The following is a 25,888-nucleotide window of genomic DNA, read 5'->3' as shown; positions in this document are numbered from 1 at the left end:
ACACCGACTACACTATCGAATGCCACCCTCTCAAACTCACCAGCTTTTACTTCTATCCGCAACTCATGCGTTAAATCACTTCTGGTTACGGCTAGGCAGGCTTTAGGAACGGAAGGGTTATATCGAAGAACTTCCTCAATTTACACTAGGGAACATTTCAAGCAACAAATCTCCTCTTTACTTGAATAACCATAATAAAAAAGAACTGCCGAAACAGGCAGTCCAATTGTTGTTTTGCTAAAACACCCAGTGAAAAAGAATGATAATAAAAAAATGGCTTCTCATAAAGAATCTCTTTTATTTAAAAATAAATGATGAATCAAGCGTGCTGGGGGATATTATGGAACAGTTTACTTATCAAATTATCGCCACAGCAATCCCCGTTCTTTAACTCTTGCAACCTTTGTACATTTCTTCATAATCTTTACTGTTTCATACTTTTTTTTGTCTTAAAGAAATCCCCAGTCTTTTGTTCTTCATCATCAGTTTCCCAATATATTTTTTGGTTCATTTGTTGTAGTTTTGGGATATGTTTTGAACAGTGAATATATGCTTCATCAACTTTTACCATAACCCAAGCTTCAGGTTTGTTCCCTTCTTTAATTTTAATATCATTTATTATCTCTTCAGGAATATTACCTGAAGTTAATTGGCTATTTTCTATAATAGCAGCCTTACCATTCACATGTAATCCTATGCTATTCTCAAAAAAATCTATAAACATTAGTCCTATATGAGGATTTTCAATGATGTTACCTAAACTTGCCATAACACCATTCCCTTTATATTCGGGATATATTATTGTTTTATCATCAATAACACGTACAAAGCCTTTTGAGCCAGCCCTAAATGAGGAGTCACAATTTCCATTCGAATCAGCCGTTGCAATAAACATCATACCTTGTTTTGATATAAACTCTGTCATCTTATTATTTAGGAAGTTAAGCATTTGATTTTCATAAAAAGAGGAAGCTCTCTTGGTTGTTCCATATTGTTCTTGAAGTAAATGTTCTCCTCTTGACATCGTCTACATCCTTTCAATTTTTGTGTATTATTTTAGCACAAAGTTTGGACGAAATTTAGATATAGTTAAATTTCAAAGTTTTGTGCTTATTGAAGTAACCTGCCACATTTCCACAATAAAAATTATGCATCGACGGCAGCAGGATCTTCAATATAAACATCCGATAGTTTAAGAAGAAATCTTTACCGTTGGAGATCTAAATCATTTAACGTCCCATTCAATATTTATCTGATTTTCTCTGCCAACTCTAAAATAATTCCCTGTGGACCACCGGTGTATAAAATTTGACTACCTCTATCCATGTCTGACCATCTGGTATCCCCAATCCTACACATGCCGTTTTAACATCAATTAGCCCAACTATTCTATCCAACTGTTCACCATCCAATTTCCATTCCGCTTCACAAATTTACATTCTTAATAAAAAGAGGCTGATTCAAAAGAGTCTTCATTAAAAGATTTTTGAATAGCCTCCCATTTAAAAATTAATCTAAAATAGATAGTTTTAATGCCTTAAGATTATTTTTCATGACACCAATATAATCAAGACCTTTTTCTTGCTCGTCTTTCGTTAATCCTTCCAGAGGATTTAATACTTTAGTTTTAGCCCCTATTTCATTAGCTAAGGTTTGAGCTACTTTAGAAGATGTTAGTCCCTCAAAGTATATAATTTTTACATTGTTCTTTTTGGTTAAATCTGCTAATTCCGCTAATTTCCCAAGGCTTGGTTCTACATCTGGAGATAATCCTGCGATTGGAATTTGAGTTAAACCGTATTGTTTTGCTAAATATCCAAATGCAGCATGTTGTGTCACAAATTCTTTTTTCTTCGCTTTACTAATTGTATCTTTGTATAAATGATCTAAATCAACAAGTTGAGATTTAAAAACTGAAGCATTTTTTTCATACTGCACTTTATTTTTTGGGTCCTTCTGCTCCAATGCCTGCGTAATATTGTCAACCTCTTGTTCTGCTAAAACAGGAGAAAGCCAAACATGTGGGTCTTTGGACGAAGAACTCGCTTTTTGGTTCCCCTCTTCCTTAGAAATTCCATTGATCAGTTGAATTCCTTTAGAAGCCTCGACAATTTTCAAGTTAGATTGGTCAATACTGCTTAAGACTTTATCGACCCAGGTCTCAAAGTAACGGCTATTGTAGATAAAAATATCTGCATTTTGAATTTTTTCCATATCCTTTGTAGATGGCTCCCAATCATGGGGTTCCACTCCATTTGGTATTAGAAGGTCAACATTTGCAGAGTTACCTGCCACTTTTTGGGCAAAATAATACATTGGATAAAACGTGGTGACAATTTGGAGTTTTTTTGTTCCATCACTAGCCTTTTCACCACTTGTCTTAACTGCATTTGAGCAGCCGCTTAACAACAAGACAAAAATCATAAATGAGTAAACAAATTTTTTCATTCTTGCTTTTCTCCCTCCAAAACGCGTTAATTAGGAATCATTACGATTTAAAACACATAGGTATTTTCGTAATATTAAAGTTTTTTAGAATCAAATAAATCGTAAGTATTACGAATCGTATCTTATAACGGTAATTTAAATAAGTCAAATTAAATTTATTTTAATGAAATTCAAATCAAAGGCGATAGTCTTAGGACAATGTGTGTGTCCTCAAGGAAGGAGCAAATTGAAAAGAAATAAACGTATATGGACACTTCTATAATCACGCTACCTGATTTAAGAGGACTTTCTAAAGCAGAGATTATGGAACAACTTCTGATATTAAAAATCGATTCAAGTGGAAATGGTGATACTGTGGTTCAACAATCACCTGAGCCAGGGACAAAAATTAAAGTGCGCTCACCTATTAGGCCTTATTTTGGTCAAGATGAATAGTTAAAGAATTAGCGGTAGTAATAAAATTACTACTGCTAATTTATTTAGATTGAAGTGGCTGAGTTAAATTAATAAAGACAGCCCTTTAGCTTAATGAAAAAGGCTAACACAAAACAGCAAGATATTTATAAAAACACTCATTAGCTAAATAAAGCCCTTCTCACTGGCCCGTTACTTCAATAACAAAAGCCGCCAAAAAAGGCAGCTGGGATCTTAAACTCTTAATTTGGGGTCAGTCCCCTAGTGAGGTAACGCTTTACTCCGCCGGGGGACTGACCCTTTGAACACAAGTAAGATCGTTAATCCTTCATGAATCAACGCTTAGCTTAATATCCCTTACTGTTTTATTTCATATTATCTTCGTAGTAATTTTACTTTTATCAAAAATTGAATGAATCAATTCTAAAAGTAAAAACTAATAACTAAAGGGAGGATTATTAATGAAATACAAACCAGAGAAAACGATCGTAATTTCATCCTGGATAGTTGTGTCATTATTATTAATAAAATTTACACCAAAAAATAAAATTCGTGAATCACTAGTTGTATTTTTATTTAAACAAGCACTAACATGGATTTTTGGATTACTAGTGGTAGAAAAAAACTTAATTTCCTATCCATATCGCTTATTTTTCAAAAAAGCAAATAAAGCTAATTTTTCATTTGAATACTTTATATATCCTGGACTGTGCGCTTTATTTAGTTTGTACTATCCAAAAAATAAATCTACCCTTTTAAAAACCCTGCATTGCTTTATTAGTACTTCTGTAATCGTCATCTTTGAAATAATTGCAGTGAAATATACAAAATTAATAAAATATAAAAAATGGACTTGGTATTGGAGTTTTATAACCATTTGGATAACGGATTACTTAACACAAGCCTTTCACAACTGGTTTTTTAAAACTAAATTTCATGAATAAAAAGGGGCAGTTAGACTGCCCCTTCTTTATTATTAACACTAATTGATTCAGTATATAATTATTTAATTGACCTACTAGTTACTGGTGGTTCAATAAACCAACCTTTATTAACCAATAGTTTAAACCCTTTTTCTGAAAAACTTTGGACCTGTTCAATTAATTCATGTAGTATTTTGACATGATTCTTCTTATAACTAGATACAGCAGCGTTTTGTAAAGTTATTATTCCAATTGGATTTAAAAACATTAATAGATTTGTCATTAACTTATCTGAAAATGGAGATTCATCGACGCTATGAACGAAGCTTTCTAGTCCAGTTGTAGTACTAACTCCGTTTTCTCTGAGAATATCCGATAAAGCAGCTGCTTGATGAAATGCTAATTTCTTGCCATCATTAATTAATTGCTTTGACTCTTCATCTTTTACTAAATCAGCAAAAGCAGCGCATAGAGCAACACCAACATTATTGCATTGAAGTGCACTGTACATATGTCCCAATTCTACCGCATTAAGTGGCCTCAATTGTGTAGATATAACCTTAAACAGTTTACTCTCTCTTTCATGTGCTTTCGTGTATAAAAATGGACTGTTTTGTAACAAGTTCTTTTCTTTTAATAAACCTAAAAGAGATTCATCAATTTGAATCATCTTAGTGAGGAGTTCACTAAAGAATTTCTTTACATTCATATCCCCTAGTTCTGCATATTGAGAAGCGAGGATCCGCATCCCATTTCCGGTAATATGCTTAAGAATTTCAATAATTAATTGATCGGTAAAAAGCTTTACTGAGGAGTTATATAAATCAACTTCACTGAAAAATGGCGTTTCATTATAACCGCTGTCATTTAATAATTTTGTAGCCTCTTTTTCTTGAAATGTAGATAATGAATTGATTTCATCTAGGACACCTCTCAAATCTTTATCCTCAGCAGTGTCAATAAGATTTTTTAAAAAAATATTAACCATATTCGAACTTGATTGTAGATACCAAAGAAAGCCGAACTCATTTACGTTCATACAAAAGGCCCCTTCATTATTTATTTTCTCTTATTAGAATGACAAAAGATTGGGGTTTAAAATTTTCGATAATTTTTGCTATGAATTTTGCAGCATTGACAAAATGGTCAACACTTCAGTCTGAAATGTTGATATGTATCATCCATCATAAACTTCTCTTTTTCTCTCATCTTCCTCGAAGATTTCATCAGTAACTTTTTCTATTTGAATATTGTTAGGGTGGAGAAAATTTATGTTTTCGTACTCCTCATCAAATTGCTGAACAATCCCTACCATGGTTGGATATTTTTGAATATGCTCTTCATAGCATGATTGAAAATCTTTGCCCAAAACGAGGATTTCCTTTTTATGGCCACCAACTTCATTATCTTCTAAATATGAAATAATAAATTCTTTCATAATTTTCTCCTTAGAAACAAATTTTTTATTAGGGAAATTTAAAAATACAAAAGCACTTTGGGAAGCCTATTATTCATTTATATCTAATCCAGATAAATTTAAAGAAAGTTCATCTAATACTAAAAATACACAACCAAAAACGGTTCTGTAATCGATATAGTCCCCTTTTACTTCAACATTTATCTCAATAATATTCCTTTTATTATGTATGTATTGTTCTTCAAATTGATTAAAATTAATACTTGTAACAGATACACTAATTTCCTCTAAGGATTTTTTTAGCTCTCTTTCAAATATTGAATGATTATAGTTTTCGCTAAAGAAAACACGAATAGTAAATTTCATTTTCAAATCCTCCGTCTGCTTATGATTTGCCAAATCTTCCTTACTCAACCTTTTTTCGAAAACTTGTGTATCTTTGCGAATGAAAAAAAGCGATCCTCTAAGTATCGCTCATTTTACATTATTGGGCTTGTTACCGGTACCGCTCTTCTTTAAATGGATTTGCTGTCATCGAATAGCCACGATCTTCCCAAAAACCAGCCTCGTCTACTTTCATAAACTCAAGCCCTGAAACCCACTTTGAGCCTTTCCATAGATAAAATACTTCTGGTGGAATAAACCTTAGTGGATAACCATGCTTTTGATCAATATCATCCCAATCATGATTTTTATCCTTCCAACGGTATACAAATAAAGAATCGTCCCCTAATAAAGGCTCTAGCGGTAGGTTTGCAGAATAACCAAATCTGTCCCCATTGTAATATCCGTAAATTTTAATGTATTTTACATCTTCATAAATTTCAACAAATTTCACTAACTCTCTAAGTGCAATTCCTTCAAAAGTTGTATCAAATTTAGACCAGGTGGTAACACAATGCATGTTAACGGTTGATATGGTCTTTGGAAGCTCCATGATTTCCTTATAGGATAAGGACTTTTCTTCCTTCACCTCACCAAAAAGTCTAAAATTCCATTTGATTTCATTAAACTCGGGAACATCCCCTGTGTGCAGTATTGGCCATTTTTCTGTTTCGAATTGGCCAGGTGGAAGCTGCTTTTTCATCTTACATCATCCCCTTTTTCATCTTAAACGTTAATTAAATCACACTGCTTTATATAGGTTGCTTTAAAATAATGCAAGCATACTGTAGACAAATTCGTTATTTTAGATTTACCTAAAATTTGGAACCAGTGTTTTTGAGGTGCGTGTGAGAATTCCGTTTGTTCCACCGTCCCCATGCCTCGTCAACGTCTTTGGGATTAACGCTTATGGTGTGCAGCAAGAGGGTAACTCGATATTCCATAATCTGTTGCTTCCGTCAGTACCTATCTTTCCGCCAGCACCTATTTAATAAGAAAACAAGAGGGTAGCTTACCTATGCCGTTTTGTTATTTAATTCACGAAAACCACTCCGACCACATCATCGAAACTAATTCGCTGAAATAAACCATCCTCCGCTTCAATCCACGATTTTTCTGAAAGGTTTTAATCAATTGAAAAAACTGATTCAAAATTTCTGTGTAATATGTTAAATTATCGATACAATGGAAAAAAAAGGTGGAGAAGAAATGCAGTATATTATTTTTGCTTGCAGTTTAGTGTTTATTTTTTTTAATAATGCTGTTACAAAGAAATTACTCATTGAAAATCAAAATACGAATCATTTAAAAAAACGTTTTTTTAGGCTTCTTCAGTTTGTGAAGTTTGCTCCAGTTATAGCTTTTTTCGTTTTATTAGTTTTAGTTTTAACCTATTTCCATAGTAATACAGGGATTAGACTTTCACATGCTTGGTATGATTCGCAATTTTGGGCTTATACTGCACTTTTATATTGCTTCTATAAAATAACTAAAAACAAACTGAATTTTTATCTTGCAATCATCTCATTTTTAATTGCCATCTATAATACCCCATTATTTCGTTATGAGCATTTGTTTATCGGTAGAAATATTATTGTTTCTGATATTTTTGGTCTATTAATGTTTCTTTCTATGTGGATTACAGTTTCTAAAATTACTACGAGATTCCATCACTAATAGTGCTTTGAGTTATCCAACTTATTAAATTTTAGGAAGTAAATAGGTTGCTGAAACAGCTTTAAGCAGCCAGATGAAGGACATTAGATAGGGAATTATTCGATAGAATGTTTAAATTCGAAGTAAAAACTAGGCATCGCCTAGTTTTTTTCTTATCATAAGATTAAAAGAATAAGGGGATAAATATGAGTTATTACGGTAAAGTAATACTAGGTTTCATTGTGCTAGATTTATATTTGAACATCGGAATTGCGAAATCAAGCCAATTTTTTCTACAGGTTTTATTAGTCCTTTTGTTTTTCCCATTATTAAAGGGAATTTTAATGCTAACGAAGGTAAAAGAATATAAAAATATCGGAATCAGCTTTCATTCAAAATGGGGGAAAAATATATTAAATGGGTTTATTATCGGTTTTTCATTTTGGCTTATGAAGTACATCCTCGTATATCTTTTTGGTGGATTTGAGGTTACGGGTGTTAAGTCGTTCCCAGAAATGATCATGTCGCTTTTAATGGTGATGCTTATATTTTTAGTCGGATCCTTTTTAAATGACATCATCGTCCGAGGATTTGTATTTGGGCATTTAAAAGAGCGAATTCCTGTGAAATGGGTATTTATCATTTCCTTAATCCTTTATGCCCTAGACGACTTCTGGAATGAAGGATTCAGTATTTCCAACACGCTGTTTTCTCTTATCCTCGGACTATCCTTAACCTATGCAATTTTTAAAACTGGTTCGCTTTGGGCGGACACCGGCATCCATTGGGGGCTGAATGTCTGCTATGGCATCTTTAACGGACCCCTCGGTAGCTCAGATGGAGGAATCATAATCATGAAGAACCATCAGAATTCCATGCTTCTAGAAATGATCAGCTACATTGTCCCTTTGTTTATGTTTTTGTTTGTATATTTGCTGCGAAACAAATTTGTAAGATATAACGGCTAGGGATATCTCTTACCAATGTACTTCACTTTCTTGATAAAAAGAGGCTAATCCAAAAGAGTCTTCATCCAAAGATACTTTTGAATAGCCTCCCATTATAGAAATTAATTTAAAAAGGATAGTTTTAATGCCCTAAGATTATTTTTCATGACAAATCAAGACCTTTTTGTTGCTCGTCTTTTGTTAATCCTTCCAAAGAATTTAATACTTCAGTTTTAGCCTCTATTTCATATCTCCTCCCAAGCCTTTATCATAAAATTTCACCCACCTATATAGGTGATCCATTATATAGCAGCATGATTCATAATTATTCCATATTAGGAAAAGATAAATATAGACATACTTATTAAGATTTATCTTCCTTAACTCCTTTTTTAATCTATACCGTGAATGTTGGACCTTAAGATTACTCTTATTAAAGCAATTAACCTCAATGATTATAAGCTTCAAGGGCATAAAATCCTAAATATGATATTTTCACATGAATAAAAAGCAAAAAAGTGATGGACATAAGAACCGGAGGAAGGGTTAATGGAACAAATAGTGCCTGAAAAAGCAAAAATATCGTCTTTTTTAGTTTTTTTTCTGATCCATAAGATGCAAGTTGGAATAGGGGTTCTTGGCTTCCAGCCTATTATCGCATTAACTGCAGGATACGATGCATGGATTGCTGTTATAATTTCCGGTTTAAGTATCCATATCCTTCTATGGATGATGTACAAAATCGCCGAAACAGCAGATGGCGATATAATGATAGCCCATACCGTCACATTTGGCAATAAAATGGGCAAATTCATATCCCTGCTATTTGTTATCTATTTTCTTGTTAGTGCTGTCACAGTTCTTAGGAATTTTATAGAGGTCATTCAAGTGTGGATGTTTCCGGATCTTAGTACTTTTTGGTATTCTCTAGCTTTTTGTTTCTTAGCTACTTATGTCGTTTTTGGAGGGATTAGAACCATAACAGGTGTTGCGTTTTTTGGATTTGTTCTTCCTGCTTATTTAGTTTTCACTTTTCTATTTACGCTACCTTATGCGGATTTCAAGAACCTTCTTCCAATTTTTGACCACTCTATAAAGGATCTGGTTAAAGCATCTTATCAAATGTCCTTTACCTATTCTGGCTCTTTGATACTTTTGTTTTTTTATCCATTTATCAAAGAACCGAAAAAATCAAAAAAATGGGCCCATGTGGCTGTTCTTCTTGCTACGATTGCCTATACATTTCTTACGATTTTAACCTTTGCTTATTTTTCTGAAGGACAGTTGCAAAAAAACATATGGCCAACCTTAACGATGTGGAAAATAGTAGAGATGCCTTTTGTTGAGAGATTTGAATACATTGGCATTGCCACTTGGACTATTGTTCTTCTTCCTAATTTTTGTATTTCCTTTTGGTGTGCCAGCCGTATTATAAAAAAGGTGACCAACCTGAAGCAAAAATATGGGGTACTTTTGATATCTATGATTGTATTAATTATCATTAATTTTTTAAAGACGGGGCAACAAATTTATACATTAACTAACTATATGGGGAAAATTGGATTTATTATAGATTATGGATACATTCCTTTACTCTTTTTTCTATTATTGATTGTGAAGAGAGTAAAGAAAAAATATAGAACATCATGATACCTATTTTCACATGGGAAAAACAAAAAAACTTCACCATTGAAAAAGGTGTACTCAGCAGTGATTATGATAACTGAGACATGTTCCAGTCTGAAAACTCATCTGTTCTTGTTTTACCAGAGCATCATTGAACAGCTTGTTTCAATCGTTATTTAACAAACCTGCATCCTTAGTTCAACAAAATTAAAGCTGTATTGTCAAAAGTATCTGCAATAAAATGACAAATTTATGAATCTGGCGAAAAACTCTTTTCAATTTCAGTTTTACTTGATATTATTCCCATTAATACAATAGGAATAGTAGGTGTTTCCTTAAAGAGATCTTTCGTTGAGAATTAAAACAAGTTGAATAAAACTATTCCCCATCGTTACTTCCAGAAACAACTTTTTATGAAGTTTTTAACATTTAAATAGGCTTTTAAACCAGTAACAGTCACCTAAAAGTAAGCATATTTTGTTGAAGAGAACACACGTAGTATCTCTTAATTACATTACTGACAATATTTCTTCGTTCAGATCTCTTGTTAAATGTCAGTTTAACCTAAATTATTAAATAAACATGGGAGGTAAAAATGCTCAATTTTCGAAATGAACTTCAAACTCTAGGAATGGATAATTTCCAAGTTGGTCAGTTAATTCCTATGGGTCCTCAGATTCAGGATCCGAGAATATTTGTCGGTATGCGTTGCGGCGGCATGATGTGCGGTGGCATGATGTGCGGTGGCATGATGTGCGGCGGCATGATGTGCGGCGGCATGATGTGCGGCGGCATGATGTGTGGCGGCATGATGGTAGGCGGCTTTATTTAGTTGTTTTAGCTGTTTTGCAGTTTGGTAAATCTTCAACAAAAAATTGCCTTTTTATGAAAAGAAGTGTCACCGCATGAACTGCCTCGTGGGCACTTCTTTGTTGCTATAACATATTTGAAATATTTTAGTATATTAATTATAGTACACAATTATAAAGACTAGAAATTCCTTCTTTTGCTAAACTGCCACGTTAGCACTAAAAGCTTCACCACAAAGAATGGAATTTAAACTTTTCTTCCATGGTAGTTTAATAACCACATAGGCATTTGTGGACATAAATAGTCTCTGCTAATTTTTGTAGTAGAAATGCTCTAAGCCAGCAACTAAAAAAATGTTTCAGCAAATTGTTCTTCTGACAATACTTTTAATCCATTTCTTTTTAATAAAGCAGCAGTAACGCCCATCCCCTCAATTTTTTTACCAATGAATTCGCCGTTATAAATCTTTAAACTACCACAGGATGGGCTATTTTCCTTTAGGACAACTATAGTCGCATTTATTTCTAAAGCTTTTTCGAGTGTAGCATAAGCACCTTTTATGTAAAGTTCTGTAACATCTTTTCCTGATTTTTCAAATAGAAAATTACGATTTTATTTGTTTATCAAGAAGGACTAATAGCTTTCTTTGCGCTTGTTTACTACGAATAATTTTTCTAACACGAATTGTGCTTTGTAAATATCGTCTGACGTGTTTATTTACAAAAAACAAACGGTGATATCTTTCCTCCTCGTAAATGTTTTTAAACCAATCGTGTTGATTTAACAGTTCAATATTTTGGTCAATTTTTTTCGTATTTAAAGTGTCACTATATCCGAATAATCCTGCAATTAATTCAATTAAAAAACTAAGCATACTTTACTCCAATCCCCTCCTACTTCTGAAAATTCTGCACTAATTGGGGTTATTCTTTGTTTAACTAAACTCCCCTTTAGTGCAATAAAAAGGGATCGCCGCAGCCATCCCAATCTTTAACATATGAACCCGATAGTTTAAGTGGAAACATTCACAACCTTGGGTAGTTTTATTAGAGTTCAACAATATTGTACTCGTAACCAATTGCAGTTATAAATTTATACTTATCCTCAGTAAAAATAAAGATAGTTTTAGTGTTGTTATTTGCGTGAAAACTCATCAATCTTTCTGAGAGCATCCCTTTAGTTTAAGTACTCATCACAAACTAATTCTTTACCCAATTCTTTATTACAGGAATGCTGCCACTTAGTACAATAAAAAACTTCCCATCACTTGGGTCCTTCTTTCTAAGGTTGCTGTATTAGATCGAAATTTTGACCTCTGCATTCATACCAGGCAGGACCTTACTTGAAGGATTTTCAATAGAAATTTTTACAGGAACTTTTTGTGTTACTTTTGTATAAGTTCCGCTTGTGTTTTGAGACGGAAGTACAGAAAAAACGGAATTTGTCGCATAACCAATTTCTTCGATTTTCCCATTAAATAATGATTCTGAATCACCGTCAACAGTAATATCAACGCTGTCGCCAACTTCAATATTGTTTAAATCTTTTTCTTCAATATTGGCCGTTATATATAAACTATTCATATCTGCTGTTTGAGCTAAAACCTGACCCGCTTGTACCATTTGGTTCGTTTTAGCTTCATTTTTGATGATGGTTCCTGTTGCCAAGCTCTCTACTGGAAGTGCTTGTTGACCATTTGAAATTTTGCCCAATTTTTCTTGATCAGATACAATCTTACCCTCTTTACCATTCCAATTTTTCAACAAGCCAGAATTGGTTGCTACAACTTGTGAAATATCTGCTGATACAACAGCATCCTCTGTTTTTACATAATTCTGTTTTTCATAATAGAAGTATACACCTGATGCAATTAATGCCAAAACGACAACCATACCTATAATATTTATCAGTAATAAACGACCTTTACTCATGTTTCAAATCTCTCCTTACAATTTATATAGTTAAAATCTATTTAAACCGATGTCTCCATTCCATCTTTTTCTTTTGGAGCTGGTATACGCATTCTCTTTTGTTTATTAACCAATGACCGTCCTTTTCCAGTCCAAGTTTTTCCGATTGAGCCAACAAGCATGACGATACTTAGTACAAGTAATATCGTAAACAAATCATGATAGGCCCCTAATACAGCAGACCTTTTAGAATTTGCGACCAGTTCAAACGCTGCTGTACTTTTTGCCTCTGATAAAGATAAGTGTTCTCCCATGGAGGATCGAATTAATTTTGTCATTTCCCATCTATACTCAGAACCATTTGGGTCTATCTGCCCTCTAATATCTTCATAATTTTGCGCATTTTGTCTGGTTAAAAACCATCCGATTATTGGTGATATAATAGCACCGATAAAATTTCGGATTGAGTGCAAGGTTGTCGACCTCATCGATGCCTTATGAATATCACCTGCTAATGCTGTTCCAAGAGCACCAGAAACGAGAGTCATGCTGATTCCGCCTCCAAGACAAGCAACTTGAAAATACAAAGATGGTAAAGTCGTTTCTGAATTAATCACCATCCACTTGAGACTCACATATAAAACGGCAATGGACCCGATAATTCCGAGTATACCGGCACCCAATTTATCATAAAATAGGGTTTTAAATATGGCGGTAAACAAGATTCCTACAAAGAACCAAAAATAAAAATGGCTTAGATATAAAAAGGGAAGGTTCATATTATTGCGCAAAAATCCGTTAACCCCTGCAATCGCAACGATTAGAGAGATATGAGATGCTACAGCCATGATGGTACCAGAAATAGGTTTGGAGGCCTTTAATGTGCCAAATGGAACCAATGGTGTCTCTGCTTTTATGTCCACATAGATAAATAAAATTAACAATATTAGCCCTACAAGAAAGAATGGCCAAACATATAAAGAGGTAAATCCTTTTTCTATAAGGTTACATAGCGGAAATGCTAATACAATCATTAAAAGACTAAACAAAAACACTCCTGTTTTATCGACAGGACTATAATCATGTCCATGCTCTTCCTGTTTAGGTAAACCGAAAAAACCAATAATTAAACAGCATAGTGATGCGATTATATTTAGAAAAAACAACCAACGCCATGCATCCGCTCGTAATGAAATGGAGCCGAATAGAGCTCCAATTGCACTTGATCCAAATAATCCTGTAATAACCATAAACAAAAAGGTATTTCGGATCGCATTAGGGAAAGACCTTAGGCTAGCAGGCAGAATGGTTAAGAAAAGAATACCTGCACTTAGGCCTTGAATAATTCTCCCTATAAGTAGAATGACTAAACCAGGAGAGATCGTAGAAATGATAGAGCCACATAAAAAAATAAAAATAAACATTAAGTAATTTCGTCGTAATCGAAATTTCCTTGAAAATACTGGACCAAATGGCACACCTAACGCAAATGCCAAATTCGATAAAGTAGATGGATATAGTAAGTGATTGGAACTTAGTTTCAGCCCATTTTGGATAATACCTTGGTTTAGAATGTAAGACAAATTAGAAAAATACTGTGAACCAATCGCCAGTATCGTTAAGATGGATATGATCAAATATTGCGGGACAGCAACCTTTGCACTATCGGAAGCTGCCGGATTCATCTGCTGACTCATCCAATTTCCTCCCTTCATTTTAAAAAAATTGTTTATTAACATTTTCCCTATTGTTATATTGTATAATACAAGTTGTATTATACAATATAGTTTTTAAAAAAATCAATGTAAAAATTTTATATAATAATAGCTTTTACAACAAAAAAGACCGTGACGCCTTGTCACAATCCCTTGTTATTCCATATTTTTTATTTTTTAAATGAACTATTATCCTTTTCTATTTTTAAAATCTTTATTTAATCGAATTAAATTATCTTCAAGTTGTTTTAATTCCACTCTTGACCAGTTTTGGAGTACTTCTGAATAAAAGTTATATCGGGATTTTTGAACAATATTGAGGATTTCTCGTCCTTTATTCGTAAGTTCAATAAGACTTATCCTTCCATTGTCGGGATCTGGGAAACGCTTAATATATTGTTTGGATTCTAAAGTACCAACCTGTCTACTCGCTGTAGATATGTTTAACATTAGTTTTTCAGCAATGACATTAATTGCCAAGGCTCCATTTTCATTAACTTCACTTAAGATAAGATACTCTGATCGATCCAAATCACCTAGTTTAGGACTATATGCTGTTGTAAGCCGAACTAACAAGGCTATTTCATATTCAATCGATTGCAGTGAGTCCTGATTCAAAAAGTCCTACCCCCTTATAAAGTAAAACTGTTGTACTTATTTTAGTCAAATTGATTTTATACTAACAAATATATTGTTGTAAATTGCTTCTCTCATCTCAAACGCTCGTTATGTTCATCATCCTATTAAGTAGAATCACTCACCAATGGCGATTCTCTAATTGGTCTTACAATATTAAGAAATTCCGTCATAAAAACACCAAGTAAAATAAATGAAACCCCAATTAGAATATTTCTTGTCAGCACTTCTCCCCATAACAACCAAGAAAATAAAAAAGCAAAAAACGACTCGAGTGAAAGAAGCAAGCTTACATGTGTTGGCGGTGAATACTGCTGAGCTTTCATTTGAACAATGTAGGCAAGCAGCGTCCCGATCAGGGTATCAAATCCAAAAGCAAACCAACCATGCGAGCTAAGAGAACTTGGTAGCGGTTCAAACCAAAATGCAAACGGAATACTCATGACTCCAGCAACCAAAAGCTGAATCATTATGAAAACCAAATCATCAAAAGAATTGCTTTGTTTATAGACCCAATCAACCGCAAGAAAGTGAACTGCAAAAAATACCGCACATAATAGCACCAAAAGGTCACCGGTATTGACCCTCATCGAACCTCCATCCCATGAGAGTATTGCTAGTCCAAAAAAAGTAAAGATGCTTCCAATGATTACTCCTTTTTGTACAGAAGCCTTTAAAAACACGAAATAAAGGAAAGGGACAATGATTACGACAGTCCCTGTAAGGACTCCTGCTTTCCCTGGTGTTGTGCTTTCAATCCCTATTGTCTGCGATGTAAACCCCAACCATAATGGTATCCCACAGAGCAATCCTTTTTTCCACACATGCCAACCTGCTTTTTTCACACTTTTCCCTTTAAAAAACCATAGGATAATTACTGAAAAAAGAAATCTACCTGCATTTAGAAATAACGGGGACGTTTCATCCAGTAGGTCTTTCGTAAGTACAAAGACATATCCCCAAGCAATCGCAATTCCTAATAATGATAAATCGGCCAAGATGACGTTCTTCCTTGAAGACACTTTATCTCCCCTCGTACTATATAAATTTAGAAAAATACTTGTTAGGTTTAATAGTATACTAAATGTTTTCTTATAACTAATTTAAATATTTTATGGTTATAATTGATTTCTTTTATGCGTTCTTACATAAGCTTGTGCCTTTGTGATTTTATCAATAAATCCTATGGATGTTCTATTTTGTTTTTTTAAAAATCAATTAAGTTCTCTTCAGCTTTTTTGATATCTACATATTTATTTCTAATGTTAAGCTTATTTACTTTCTTACCTATGGTACCTATACCTACATAATTTATTCTACTATTTGGAATAATGTTCCTTCTTGGACTCCCTCCCCATTAGGGGAACAAGAAAAATAACCACCTCCGCAGCCCCTTGTTGAACTCTTGCCCCCGTTTTTGTTATAACGACACATTCGCCATTTATGTTGGGAACACTAGATGCTAAAATCTTTAATCTTGACGCTCCCCTTTTGAGAACCTATAGATGGATGGAACTTGAAAATGTAAGGTATTTCTACGACTTTTTCAGAGACCGTAGGAATGAATTTGAATAAATGACAGAAACATTTTTGGGCACTTCAGAAGGCAGATAATAAATTGGTTAGGTTCACAGGTACATATTTAATGGGAAGTTTTTTACCGGTTCAGGGAACGATGGTCACACCAATTTTCTGCAACAATACCTTTTTTAGGATTAAAGCCAAGTGGTCGGTTCTGGTACTATAATTCGTCAATTCTTGCATAAGTCATACCCTGTCTTGATAGTTCTTTAAAGACTTCTTTTAATGCATGGATGGTATTCAGTGGAGCATCTTCATCCGCACCCATGGTTTCTCCACTATCATGCAGAAGGATGACATCCCCCTTTTTTATTTTCTGTAGTAACCTTGACTTAACTTTTTCACTGCCCCCTTGTATTCGCCAATCTTCCGCCATGACCGACCAATGGATGATTTTATATTGTTTCATTAGAAGAAAATCAAATAGCGTTACTAATCCCCATGGCGGGCGATAATAAAAAGGACGGTCCCCGGTAATTTTTTCTATAATGGAAGCCGTCATTCTTAAATGCCTTCGAAGTGTCCACGGAGCCATAACCCAATTGGATTTGTGAACGTAATTATGCATTCCAATTAAATGTCCCTCCGAATGAATTCTTGCGATCACCTCCGGGTACTTTTCTGATTTAGAACCAACTACAAAAAACGTTGCTTTTATATTGTTTATCTTTAACAAATCCAAAAGCTGCGGCGTATAAACCGGATTGGGTCCATCATCAAAAGTAAAAGCAATCTTCTCAGATGATTCTTTCCGCTTTAATACTCCGATCCCCATACCGGCAGTCAGGATAAACGGAATCAACCAGTACAATGTCAGTAAGAGAACGACCAGAAGAAGAATCTTACTCATTTAATGCACGCTCCTTTATTGACTTAATAACTAAGCGAATACATAAAATCCTTTATAGGATACTGTTTTTCCTTTGTACGATTAATTGCCTCAATGACTTTAACCAATGCAAACGCAGCTTCTTTAGGATGAAATCGTTTTGAATTCTCCCTCATCTCTTGAAGTAGTTTTACATTGCACAGTAATTTGGTTAACAGATCGGTTAATTCACGCTCATTTTTGGCCTCTATTGCTACACCGGAACAAACTAAAAATTTAGCGTTATCCTGCTCTTGACCAGGAATTGGTTTATAAAGCAACATAGGCAATTTCATGGCAATTGCCTCAAACGTAGTGACTCCTCCCGGTTTTGTAATCATAACATCTGAAATGGCCATGATCTCGTGAACATAATGTATATAACCAGTCACATGAACCAGATGTTTGGAACCCTTTAGCATTTCTTTCAATTGCATTTGAAGTTTTTCATTATAACCACAAACAATAAATAATTGTACTTGCTTGGGTATTTCTTCAAACCTTTGAAACGTGGAACCACCATCCCCAATCAGGCCATAACCTCCTCCCATTACCAAAACCGTAGGCATATTACAATCTAAACCATACTTCTCGCAAATTTTCTCGCGATGAAAGGTTTGAGAAAATTGCTGCCGAATCGGAATCCCTGAAACTGTAATCCGATCGATTTCCACACCTAATTTTATCAGTGCTTCACGGACTGCATTAGAGCCTACCAAATATTGATCTGTATTAGGATAAATCCAGCTGCTATGATCGGTGTGATCGGTAATCGTTGTCATGGTTATCACATTGCTTAAACCATAGGATTTTAACTTTGACATCACTGCGGCCGCTAATGGAAAGGTACTGACTACAACGGTTGGCTGAACTTCATCGATTAATGTTTTCATTCGTCCAATTCCAGTTGATAAAAACTTCTTCATCATGTTGGAAAAAGTGTTCATCTTGCGTGTCTTTTGATAAATATAGCCATAGATTTCCGGAAAATTTTTCACTCCCTGCAGAAATAAGAAACGGCTTACCTGATTAGAATAGGGGTGGACCCATTCCATAAAATCAACAATTATAGATTCTAAGGTAGGAAATCGAATTTGTATAGCTTCATTTAGAGCATTGGCAACTTGAACATGACCTTCTCCATAATTTCCAGTTAGAATTAAAATCTTTTCCTTTTTTGCTACCTTCATCGATTTCCACTCCTTAAAAAGGTATCTTTATACTTATCCACCATATCGAGTACATACCTTACTATTGCCAATTGTTCTGCATTTTTATTTATACGGATACTGCCATATATAGACAACCTTTAATTATCACCAAAGAAGCCATCCGACCCGTACACGTGGTCTCTAAAAAGGCAAAAGTAGTGAATCTAATGATTTTCAGAAAGGGTAGGTTTTTGGGTAGATCATAATCCCGATCAGGAAGAATTTTTTCACTTTGAAGATATCGAGACTGTCTTTGGGGGTTTAAAATGCCATTACTCGGCGGTTGGACAAAAAGTAAATAAACAACTCAATTTAACACACCAAAAAGACGATTTCCAGTACATTAAAGAATCGCCTTTTTTATTCAGTGTTTGAAAAACAGTTTGTTAATTTTCGAGAATGGTTGATTTCCATTAAAAAAGAATTGAAATAATCGGGAATCGGCAACGTTTAGCGACGCTAGGGATTGGTTAAAATTAATCGAATTAAAGGACAATAACCTAGAACTATATTTACTTGGAAATAGAAGTATATAAAAACTATTTATAATTTTTGAGCCATAGCCTCTTCCAAATTATAATAAATTTCATCCTTAATATACCGATCAAATGAATTTAGACTTTCTCCCTTTATTATTTTTTCTCGTAATGTGTTGATAAATATACGGTTTTCCTTATCTATTTCAATTTCAAGTAACGATGTTAAAAAGGAAATTAGCATTGATTTTTGTTTTGTCTTAAATTCCTTCTCTAAAGAAATTCCCTCAACAGAATGAAGGAGTATAGACTTTTTTTTATTTGGTAGAATAGATAGATCGTCAACTCCTTCTACCTCTTTTATATTACTTGTAAACAAAATACTTGATATTCTTGAGTGTATATCAAAATTCCCAATAATTTCTGTATGACCTCTAAAATAAATCGTGACTTTTTCTTTTTCAAAACCAAATGTTTCAATAAAGCTCACTATGGTTGGATGTACTTCGAGCTCCACTTCAATTGTAGCCACATCTCCATATTTAACTAAACCTAACGTTCCATTTTTTATAGGAATTTCTATATTCCCAATAAATACTTTTGAAATATGCATATTAAATCCCTCCAAATCTTTTTTACCAAATTCAGAAGTACTACATTTTCTTTCTTATGCCTTAGCAACACGAAAAGCTTTCGATTGAACAAATTTGCTTGATTGTATACTTTTAATCTTGGATTCAAGAATGCATTTTATTTTTTCAGCTATTTCCCATGTTCCTTCAATTTCAATCCCCTTTTGATAAAAATTAATTGAGTTCTCCCATTGATTAACTTTTTTGGAATCATTCAGAATACCTAACAATTCTTGTTCGAAGGGCTTTTGCTTTTTAAGCTCAAAAACCAAGCCTTTATTTATTAAGTACTCTTGATTTATTTCTTCTTGCCCCGGAAGTGCAGAGTGAATAAAAATCGGAATCCTCTTTTGCAGCACTTCACTAATGGTAACTCCACCGGGTTTGGTAACAATTGCATCCATTTCATCATAAATATGATTCATTTCTGACCTTGATGAAATATATGACAGTGGTTTAATATGAGCTAATTTCCACGAAAGAATTTCTTCATACAATTTATTATTTTTACCACAAAGTACAAAATACTCAGCTTGGGTAGATTGTTTTACTCCTTCTAGTAGTTCTAAAATGTCTCCCAAACCATTACTCCCCCCCGCCACTAATATTTTGGGAAGAGTTCTATTGATTTGTAACTTTGTTTTTTTGGTAATTTCTTTATGAACCGGGATCCCAGTAACAATCATATTTTTATCAGGTATTTGAAAATTTTTTCTAAGTTCTTCTTTTACATCCTGGCTAGGAAGAAAGTGAAAATCGATTTCTTCTCTTCCCCAAACATTATTAATAAAGAAATCAGTATACACATTTATGTTTGGTATGTTATTTTTCCCCTTCCTTTTTAATTGACTAAGAAGGTATGATGGAAAACCATGTGTACAAACGATTAAGTCGGGGTTTTCCTCCATTAGCAATTGTTCCATTTTTTTCAAAAAGAAATAATGATACCATTTAAATGAATGTTCTTTGGTAGTTGATCCATAAAAGAACTTTTTATATGCAAGATCGTAGATCTCTGGTGCGTATCGAATCCATTTTAGATAGCCATTTGTAATCAATTTCTCTAAAGATTGATTTGTATAACTTAGCAAGTCTATTTTTTTAACAGTAATTTCGTCTGTTTCCCTTTTCAATATATCCATCAATGCATCAGCAACTTGATGATGTCCTGATTGCATCAGTAAGAATGGTAAAAACAAAACCTTTTTCATTTTGATCATCTCCTGTTAATTGCTTATTAGGATTTGTTCTCTTTCACTGTATCACTAATTTCTTTAAAAACTCCCTTTTTAATAAATTCCTAATGATAAAATAAGGGTATTTTTAAGGTTTCAAGTGGGGTTAGGACATCCCGTTTTCCAGGTTATACCAAATTATATTAAGAAACATGTTAAGACAATTTCCTCAAAATGAAATTTGTTATTTTCTATTCCCTTCCAAAACCATTATCAATCATTTTTAACCATAAAAAACCTCGAAAGGCAGTAAAGCCAATCAAGGTTTTTTTGAAATTTTATCAATTTATCAAACTCTATGTTGTTACATTTTTAATATTTACTTCTTAAAATTCATTTTGAACTCTTCTTCTCCAAAAATAATAAAAAATTATTACTACGACTAAAAAGAACAAAATTACATAAAGGCTGTATTTTGATACATAAAAATCAACTTGATTCCAATTTTCTCCTAATTTTCTACCTAAAGTGATAAAAGTAAAACTCCATAAAAATGCACCGGAATAAGCAAAGCCAATAAATTTTCTAAAAGGGTAGTTATTTATAGCAGCAATATAAGCTACAAGATGGCGAACACCAGGAATGAAATATCCAATTAATAATAGTGGAGGACCGATTTTACTGAATAAATCCCTTGTCAAATGGATTTTCCGATCAGTGATGTGAAATTTCGGTCCAATCTTCTTTAACAAGGGCATTCCAAATTTATTGCCAATATAGTAACTTAGAGAAATTCCGCCTGCCGCTCCTATAAAAGCACTTAATAAAGAAAGTATGTATGTTAATTTACCTTGAAAGACATTATAGCCGATATAGGTTAAGAGAACCTCATCAGGTATTGGAAGGCCTACAATTCCCCCGATTAGTACGATAATGATACCAAAATAACCAAAATGTTCAATTAGGAAATCAATATGCTGCACAAATTATTCCCACCTTATTTTAATAATTTCTTTAAAATAGAGGCTGCTTAAATAATCAGCAGCCAATTGGCATTAAGAATGTAAAATTGGTAGAAATAATACTACCTCTGTTCCTGTCCCTTCTTTACTTTTAATGTTAATTTCTCCTTTATGCAGTTTTATGATACCTTTGGCAATATGCAATCCTAAACCCGAACCACCTGTTTCCCTGCTCCTTGCCTTATCTACACGGTAAAACCGCTCAAAAATATTATTAATCTCGCCTTCTGAGATGCCGATTCCATAATCTTTTATTCTCATGATGGCATGTTGGTCATTTTTTTCTAAAAACACATCGATTTTGTCAATACGATATTTCATGGCATTGTCTGCACAGCATCCAAGTAGTCGTTAAAAGATTAATTTTTGTTGTAATCTTCTTATGGTAAAACCTACTCCCCTGACCGTAGTAATTAATTGATTCGAGAAACCCTCTTCAATTTTTTGTCTTAGGTGGCTAATAAAAACATCCATAACGTTGGTTTCGCCCTCGAACTCGTATCCCCAAATATTATTGATAATGTTCTCTCGTGTAACAACTTTATTTTTATTGATTACTAAATAAACCAAGAAATCATACTCCTTGGGCGTTAACTAATCACTAGAGGGTCAAGTGGTTTTTATCATTCATTTCGGGTGTACGGCAATAATATTTCCGTCACATATTTGTCAATATCATTCGTAATGCCATAATCAATTAGCGTTATTTCAAAAGAGTCGTCTATCAGGACATAATGATGCTTTTTGTTGTGGCAGCATCTTCAATTTGCAATATGGGCGTGAGATCCTAGCTTCAATTAACTCCAATTCCCTCTTTTTTTGGCAACTTCCTCCTTTTGCTTTTTTAACAATTCAACAAGAGTATCAATTTCCCGATAGTTGAAAAAATCTATAATCTCGCTTATTGGTAAATCTAGAGCTCTCAAATATTTTATTGAATTTAACCTATCAAACTGATGTGTTGAATAGTATCTATAGTTGTTTTTTTCATCGATAAATTCTGGACGTAAAAGACCAATCTCATCATAATACCTTAGAGTTGCAATTTTGACTTGGAATAGCTTTGATATTTCACCAATTGTAAAATACTCTTTCATTTTATAAAAACTCCCCTATTTGCCCTCAAGTGGATATTCCTTATATTTTACAATAGATTTTAAAAAGCTCGTTGAATAAACCATACCATTCCAAATGCTAATATGGCCAATGAGGTACCAGGGATAACCCATTTAATTGGTTTTAGGGCTAATTTCTTCATCCACAAAATGAGCGGAAATGTTACAGAAACGATTAATAATTGACCGATTTCAATCCCGATATTAAAAGATACAAGTGAAGTAACCATATGGTTCGTATTTAATCTCATTTCTGAAAGAATTCCTGCAAATCCGAATCCATGAATTAACCCAAAAGCAAAGGCAAGCCATGGCTGGTGTTTTGAGTCCTGATTAAAAATATTCATAAGTGCTACATAAATAATACTTAAAGCAATAGCAGATTCTACAAATCTGGTTGGTAGGTGAACAATATCTAAAGTTGCCAAAGCCAGAGTAATACTGTGTGCAATTGTAAAGGCTGTAACTAAGGAAAGAATATGTCGAATCGTTTTTGCTCCAAAAAGCAAACTGATGACAAACAGAATATGGTCATACCCTGTAAAAATATGTTTTAAGCCAAGCACCAAAAACTGTTTGGCATTCTGCAAGAAACTTATTTTACCAATCTCAAAATCCCTTGATTCGAATGTCAAAATCTTTTCTTGTTGTTTCCCGTCCATTTTTACTGTTGCAAAATTTGCATGACTTGGGTCAGAATCATCCATAAACATATTATATTCGACTACTAGTTTTTCTGGTTCATGGTTGGTTTTATATGCTATGTTTATAACGGCAAACGGACGCTCCTTGATCATCTCTATATCCGTTTTTAATACGCTACCCTCAACCAATCCGCTGTCTGCATAAAGCTTGATATGGGAATTGATATAATGCTGCAATACCTTATGGTCAATTAACTCCTTTTGATCCGTAGCCTTATTAAGAGAATGTCCCAACTTCTCCAAATCAAGCTTTAATTCATAATCCAATGAATTGTTTTTAACTTCAATGGTAATAAAACCTTCACTGTTGTTGGTATGAGCAAATGCTGGGGAAGGAAGGAAAGAACTAAATGAAAGTAATAGGAGAAAAATAAAGCACCATAACTTTTTCATTATGTACACGTCCATTTCTTTTGTTTTCTTCCAAATATGTCTTGGCATAAGATAATTTAAAGACGAGGAGTTTTTAAAACCCCCTCGTCATTTTTTCATTTTACCCTTTTACTTATCTGATTTGATGAAAATTGGGTTTGAATAGAACCAAAGATCATTCCATGGATTTTCACCTTTAGGATCTTTTGCTGGTTCTAATTGATCAGTGTTAGTACCACGTAAACGAATATAGCTATCTTTGTCCACATCTTTTAAAGTATAAGTAATGGTGATGTAATCACCGTCTTTTTTCCAGTCACTTTCTGTGAAACGTTTTACGACTTTTGTTGTAGGATTAGAAGCAGTTGTGCGGTCTTCCCCTTTCCCTTTAACTTCTCCCATGATTAAATCAACACGTTGAACATTTGGCTTATCCCCGTGAGAGTTCGCAGTGTTTGGATCTTTGATACGAACGGTTACTGTTACATCAGATTTCTTACTTGGAAGTGTAAGTGTTTCACCGATTGATGCTGTATTTCCTTTTGCCACTGCATGCAATGGTGATTTACCTCCTGCTTGTACTTTAACATCAAGTTCTGAATTCAGGTCACCCGTGGTAACAAATACATTACCTTTACGAAGGTTTTCCATTACATCTTGATAATTTTTCTCTGCTTTTACTTATGTTTTAGAATATTCACCTGGCCAGAAGTCACTTCCTCCATCACGCCAGCCATCCATGAATCGCTAAAAACCAGCTCTTCACCACAAAGAATGAAAATGTATTGAATCCGTCCATACTTGTTCTAAGGCTGGGAGAGGAAGGTCGATGAACTATGGTGCCTTAGAGCCCATCCGTTAGTCTGACTCCAACGACCACGGTGCACCACAAACTGTCGCTCCCTTACGGGGAGCACTCATGGTAGATTAATCCGTATCTGATATTATGGGTGTTTCATCGAAAGATATGCTTCGAGCAATCGCAGATGGTGAAGATGACCCTGAAAAACTAGCAAACTTCGCTCGTCGTACAATGAAAAGGAAAAAAGAAGAACTTGAATTGGCACTTCAGGGTTATGTTAACCCACACCAACGCTTAATGTTAAAAACGATTTTAACTCACATTGATTTTCTAACAGAGCAAATTGAAATGTTAGACCAAGAGATAGCTAAAAGAGTAAGCACTTATCAAGAAGATTTAGAACGACTCGATTCCATCCCTGGTATCGCCACAAGAATGGCTGAACAAATCTTAGCTGAAATTGGTACGGACGTTGGAAACCAATTCCCGACTGCCGCACATTTGTGTTCATGGGCAGCCTTGGTCCCTGGACACAATGAAAGCGCAGGTAAAAGGAAATCTAGCAGATCAAAAAAGGGAAATAAGTATTTAAGATCCGCATTAACAGAAGCAGCTCAATCTGTAAGAGGGTCAAAAAACTATCTCGGAGCGCTTTATAGACGCACAGCTGGACGAAAAGGAAAGAAAAAAGCAGCAATTGTAGTCGCCCATGCGATGTTGCGAATCGCATATTACCTTCTAACCAGAAAAGAAATGTACGTTGACTTAGGCGAAGATTATTTTGATAAACAAAAACAAGCATCTATTGTACGCCATTCGGTTCGAAGACTAGAAAACTTAGGTTATACAGTGACAATTACCGAAGCATCTTAATCTATTATTCGTTGTCCATTAACACCTTGATCAGGCTCCCTGCTCTTTTTTTTTTAATGAATGAGCTGCGTCTATTTAAGTATTGCCATTTTTCGGATCTGACAGAAGTTAATTTTCATGGTAGTTAAAGTACAATTTTTCACAAACTCAATTCAAAAAGACTGTTGTAGT

The 25,888-nt window shown here is 34.0% G+C and carries 25 protein-coding genes and 5 pseudogenes; 7 read left to right on the top strand and 23 right to left on the bottom strand.

All coding sequences use genetic code 11. The features are described from left to right. Nucleotides 1-424: 424 nt before the first annotated feature. Both M028_RS0121455 and M028_RS0121450 read right to left on the bottom strand, forming a co-directional pair. Nucleotides 425-1,024 carry a pyridoxamine 5'-phosphate oxidase family protein gene (locus tag M028_RS0121455; protein ID WP_026575677.1) on the bottom strand — a complete coding sequence of 200 codons (600 nt, stop codon included), beginning with the start codon at nucleotides 1,022-1,024 and terminating at the stop codon, nucleotides 425-427. 485 nt (nucleotides 1,025-1,509) lie between these two features. Further along, nucleotides 1,510-2,448, bottom strand: a complete 939-nt coding sequence (locus M028_RS0121450) for a metal ABC transporter substrate-binding protein (RefSeq protein ID WP_026575676.1) — start codon at nucleotides 2,446-2,448, stop codon at nucleotides 1,510-1,512. 246 nt (nucleotides 2,449-2,694) lie between these two features. Between M028_RS0121450 and M028_RS34110 the strand changes: the two genes are divergently transcribed. After that, nucleotides 2,695-2,883 carry a PASTA domain-containing protein gene (locus tag M028_RS34110; protein ID WP_026575675.1) on the top strand — a complete coding sequence of 63 codons (189 nt, stop codon included), beginning with the start codon at nucleotides 2,695-2,697 and terminating at the stop codon, nucleotides 2,881-2,883. 440 nt (nucleotides 2,884-3,323) lie between these two features. Beyond that, nucleotides 3,324-3,806 (top strand): CBO0543 family protein, encoded by a 483-nt coding sequence (locus tag M028_RS0121440; protein WP_026575674.1) that lies wholly within the window; start codon nucleotides 3,324-3,326, stop codon nucleotides 3,804-3,806. A 58-nt stretch (nucleotides 3,807-3,864) separates the two neighbouring features. Here M028_RS0121440 and M028_RS0121435 read toward each other — a convergent pair whose 3' ends face one another. The 4 genes from M028_RS0121435 to M028_RS0121420 all read right to left on the bottom strand — a co-directional run bounded on the left by M028_RS0121435 (nucleotide 3,865) and on the right by M028_RS0121420 (nucleotide 6,289). Next, nucleotides 3,865-4,824: a DUF3231 family protein gene (locus tag M028_RS0121435; protein ID WP_026575673.1), complete on the bottom strand. Its 960-nt coding sequence runs from the start codon at nucleotides 4,822-4,824 to the stop codon at nucleotides 3,865-3,867. Nucleotides 4,825-4,962: 138 nt separating this feature from the next. Then, nucleotides 4,963-5,223 (bottom strand): hypothetical protein, encoded by a 261-nt coding sequence (locus M028_RS0121430; protein ID WP_026575672.1) that lies wholly within the window; start codon nucleotides 5,221-5,223, stop codon nucleotides 4,963-4,965. 69 nt (nucleotides 5,224-5,292) lie between these two features. After that, nucleotides 5,293-5,568, bottom strand: a complete 276-nt coding sequence (locus tag M028_RS0121425; protein ID WP_026575671.1) for a hypothetical protein — start codon at nucleotides 5,566-5,568, stop codon at nucleotides 5,293-5,295. 130 nt (nucleotides 5,569-5,698) lie between these two features. Further along, the gene (locus tag M028_RS0121420; RefSeq protein WP_026575670.1) at nucleotides 5,699-6,289 is read right to left on the bottom strand and encodes a molybdopterin-dependent oxidoreductase; all 591 of its coding nucleotides are present in this window, start codon (nucleotides 6,287-6,289) and stop codon (nucleotides 5,699-5,701) included. 506 nt (nucleotides 6,290-6,795) lie between these two features. Here M028_RS0121420 and M028_RS0121415 point away from each other — a divergent pair. Together M028_RS0121415 and M028_RS0121410 are read left to right on the top strand one after the other, a co-directional pair. Further along, on the top strand, nucleotides 6,796-7,263 hold the full coding sequence (locus M028_RS0121415; protein WP_026575669.1) for a hypothetical protein: 468 nt from the start codon (nucleotides 6,796-6,798) through the stop codon (nucleotides 7,261-7,263). Nucleotides 7,264-7,448: 185 nt separating this feature from the next. Next, complete coding sequence (locus M028_RS0121410) at nucleotides 7,449-8,210, top strand: CPBP family intramembrane glutamic endopeptidase (protein ID WP_026575668.1); 762 nt, start codon at nucleotides 7,449-7,451, stop codon at nucleotides 8,208-8,210. 101 nt (nucleotides 8,211-8,311) lie between these two features. On the opposite strand, the pseudogene M028_RS34105 reads toward M028_RS0121410, so the two are convergent. After that, a pseudogene (locus M028_RS34105) lies at nucleotides 8,312-8,436 on the bottom strand (zinc ABC transporter substrate-binding protein); the annotation flags it as partial. Between the two features lie 314 nt (nucleotides 8,437-8,750). On the opposite strand from M028_RS34105, the gene M028_RS0121405 reads away from it, so the two are divergent. Next, the gene (locus M028_RS0121405; protein WP_331280328.1) at nucleotides 8,751-9,839 is read left to right on the top strand and encodes a GerAB/ArcD/ProY family transporter; all 1,089 of its coding nucleotides are present in this window, start codon (nucleotides 8,751-8,753) and stop codon (nucleotides 9,837-9,839) included. Nucleotides 9,840-10,410: 571 nt separating this feature from the next. Continuing rightward, the gene (locus M028_RS30710; protein WP_081810817.1) at nucleotides 10,411-10,647 is read left to right on the top strand and encodes a heterocycloanthracin/sonorensin family bacteriocin; all 237 of its coding nucleotides are present in this window, start codon (nucleotides 10,411-10,413) and stop codon (nucleotides 10,645-10,647) included. A gap of 323 nt (nucleotides 10,648-10,970) precedes the next feature. Here M028_RS30710 and M028_RS32305 read toward each other — a convergent pair. From M028_RS32305 to M028_RS0121325, 16 genes and pseudogenes are all read right to left on the bottom strand, one after another. Continuing rightward, nucleotides 10,971-11,225, bottom strand: a pseudogene (locus tag M028_RS32305) (DUF523 domain-containing protein); the annotation flags it as partial. Between the two features lie 4 nt (nucleotides 11,226-11,229). Beyond that, on the bottom strand, nucleotides 11,230-11,499 hold the full coding sequence (locus M028_RS0121395) for a hypothetical protein (protein WP_026575666.1): 270 nt from the start codon (nucleotides 11,497-11,499) through the stop codon (nucleotides 11,230-11,232). Nucleotides 11,500-11,920: 421 nt separating this feature from the next. After that, entirely contained in the window at nucleotides 11,921-12,556 is a 636-nt protein-coding gene (locus tag M028_RS0121390) for an HlyD family secretion protein (RefSeq protein ID WP_026575665.1), read from the bottom strand. 41 nt (nucleotides 12,557-12,597) lie between these two features. After that, nucleotides 12,598-14,232 (bottom strand): MFS transporter, encoded by a 1,635-nt coding sequence (locus M028_RS0121385; protein WP_026575664.1) that lies wholly within the window; start codon nucleotides 14,230-14,232, stop codon nucleotides 12,598-12,600. A gap of 207 nt (nucleotides 14,233-14,439) precedes the next feature. After that, nucleotides 14,440-14,868: a MarR family winged helix-turn-helix transcriptional regulator gene (locus M028_RS0121380; RefSeq protein WP_026575663.1), complete on the bottom strand. Its 429-nt coding sequence runs from the start codon at nucleotides 14,866-14,868 to the stop codon at nucleotides 14,440-14,442. A 125-nt stretch (nucleotides 14,869-14,993) separates the two neighbouring features. Then, nucleotides 14,994-15,908 (bottom strand): DMT family transporter, encoded by a 915-nt coding sequence (locus M028_RS0121375; protein ID WP_081810815.1) that lies wholly within the window; start codon nucleotides 15,906-15,908, stop codon nucleotides 14,994-14,996. A gap of 719 nt (nucleotides 15,909-16,627) precedes the next feature. Continuing rightward, on the bottom strand, nucleotides 16,628-17,317 hold the full coding sequence (locus M028_RS0121370) for a polysaccharide deacetylase family protein (protein ID WP_026575661.1): 690 nt from the start codon (nucleotides 17,315-17,317) through the stop codon (nucleotides 16,628-16,630). 23 nt (nucleotides 17,318-17,340) lie between these two features. Continuing rightward, nucleotides 17,341-18,525 (bottom strand): MGDG synthase family glycosyltransferase, encoded by a 1,185-nt coding sequence (locus M028_RS30705; protein ID WP_051591147.1) that lies wholly within the window; start codon nucleotides 18,523-18,525, stop codon nucleotides 17,341-17,343. Nucleotides 18,526-19,089: 564 nt separating this feature from the next. Further along, a complete protein-coding gene (locus tag M028_RS0121360; RefSeq protein ID WP_026575660.1) occupies nucleotides 19,090-19,635 on the bottom strand; it encodes a hypothetical protein in 546 nt (181 codons plus the stop codon). A gap of 54 nt (nucleotides 19,636-19,689) precedes the next feature. Continuing rightward, nucleotides 19,690-20,865 (bottom strand): MGDG synthase family glycosyltransferase, encoded by a 1,176-nt coding sequence (locus M028_RS30700; RefSeq protein WP_035424246.1) that lies wholly within the window; start codon nucleotides 20,863-20,865, stop codon nucleotides 19,690-19,692. Between the two features lie 350 nt (nucleotides 20,866-21,215). Continuing rightward, the gene (locus tag M028_RS0121350; protein ID WP_026575659.1) at nucleotides 21,216-21,812 is read right to left on the bottom strand and encodes a DedA family protein; all 597 of its coding nucleotides are present in this window, start codon (nucleotides 21,810-21,812) and stop codon (nucleotides 21,216-21,218) included. Between the two features lie 72 nt (nucleotides 21,813-21,884). Continuing rightward, nucleotides 21,885-22,175: pseudogene (locus M028_RS0121345) on the bottom strand (sensor histidine kinase); the annotation flags it as partial. Between the two features lie 27 nt (nucleotides 22,176-22,202). After that, nucleotides 22,203-22,433 (bottom strand): annotated as a pseudogene (locus M028_RS0121340) (winged helix-turn-helix domain-containing protein); the annotation flags it as partial. Nucleotides 22,434-22,474: 41 nt separating this feature from the next. Beyond that, nucleotides 22,475-22,948, bottom strand: a pseudogene (locus tag M028_RS33980) (MerR family transcriptional regulator). A 59-nt stretch (nucleotides 22,949-23,007) separates the two neighbouring features. Further along, nucleotides 23,008-24,063, bottom strand: coding sequence for a HupE/UreJ family protein (locus M028_RS0121330; protein ID WP_026575655.1), 1,056 nt, complete (start codon nucleotides 24,061-24,063; stop codon nucleotides 23,008-23,010). 108 nt (nucleotides 24,064-24,171) lie between these two features. Continuing rightward, on the bottom strand, nucleotides 24,172-24,600 hold the full coding sequence (locus M028_RS0121325) for a hypothetical protein (protein WP_231510853.1): 429 nt from the start codon (nucleotides 24,598-24,600) through the stop codon (nucleotides 24,172-24,174). Between the two features lie 409 nt (nucleotides 24,601-25,009). Between M028_RS0121325 and M028_RS30695 the strand changes: the two genes are divergently transcribed. Beyond that, nucleotides 25,010-25,717 (top strand): IS110 family transposase, encoded by a 708-nt coding sequence (locus M028_RS30695; RefSeq protein WP_231510852.1) that lies wholly within the window; start codon nucleotides 25,010-25,012, stop codon nucleotides 25,715-25,717. Nucleotides 25,718-25,888 lie beyond the last annotated feature (171 nt).

The organism is Bacillus sp. UNC438CL73TsuS30 (assembly GCF_000482325.1).
Taxonomy (GTDB): domain Bacteria; phylum Bacillota; class Bacilli; order Bacillales; family Cytobacillaceae; genus Neobacillus.
This window is presented reverse-complemented; position numbering and strand designations above follow the sequence as displayed.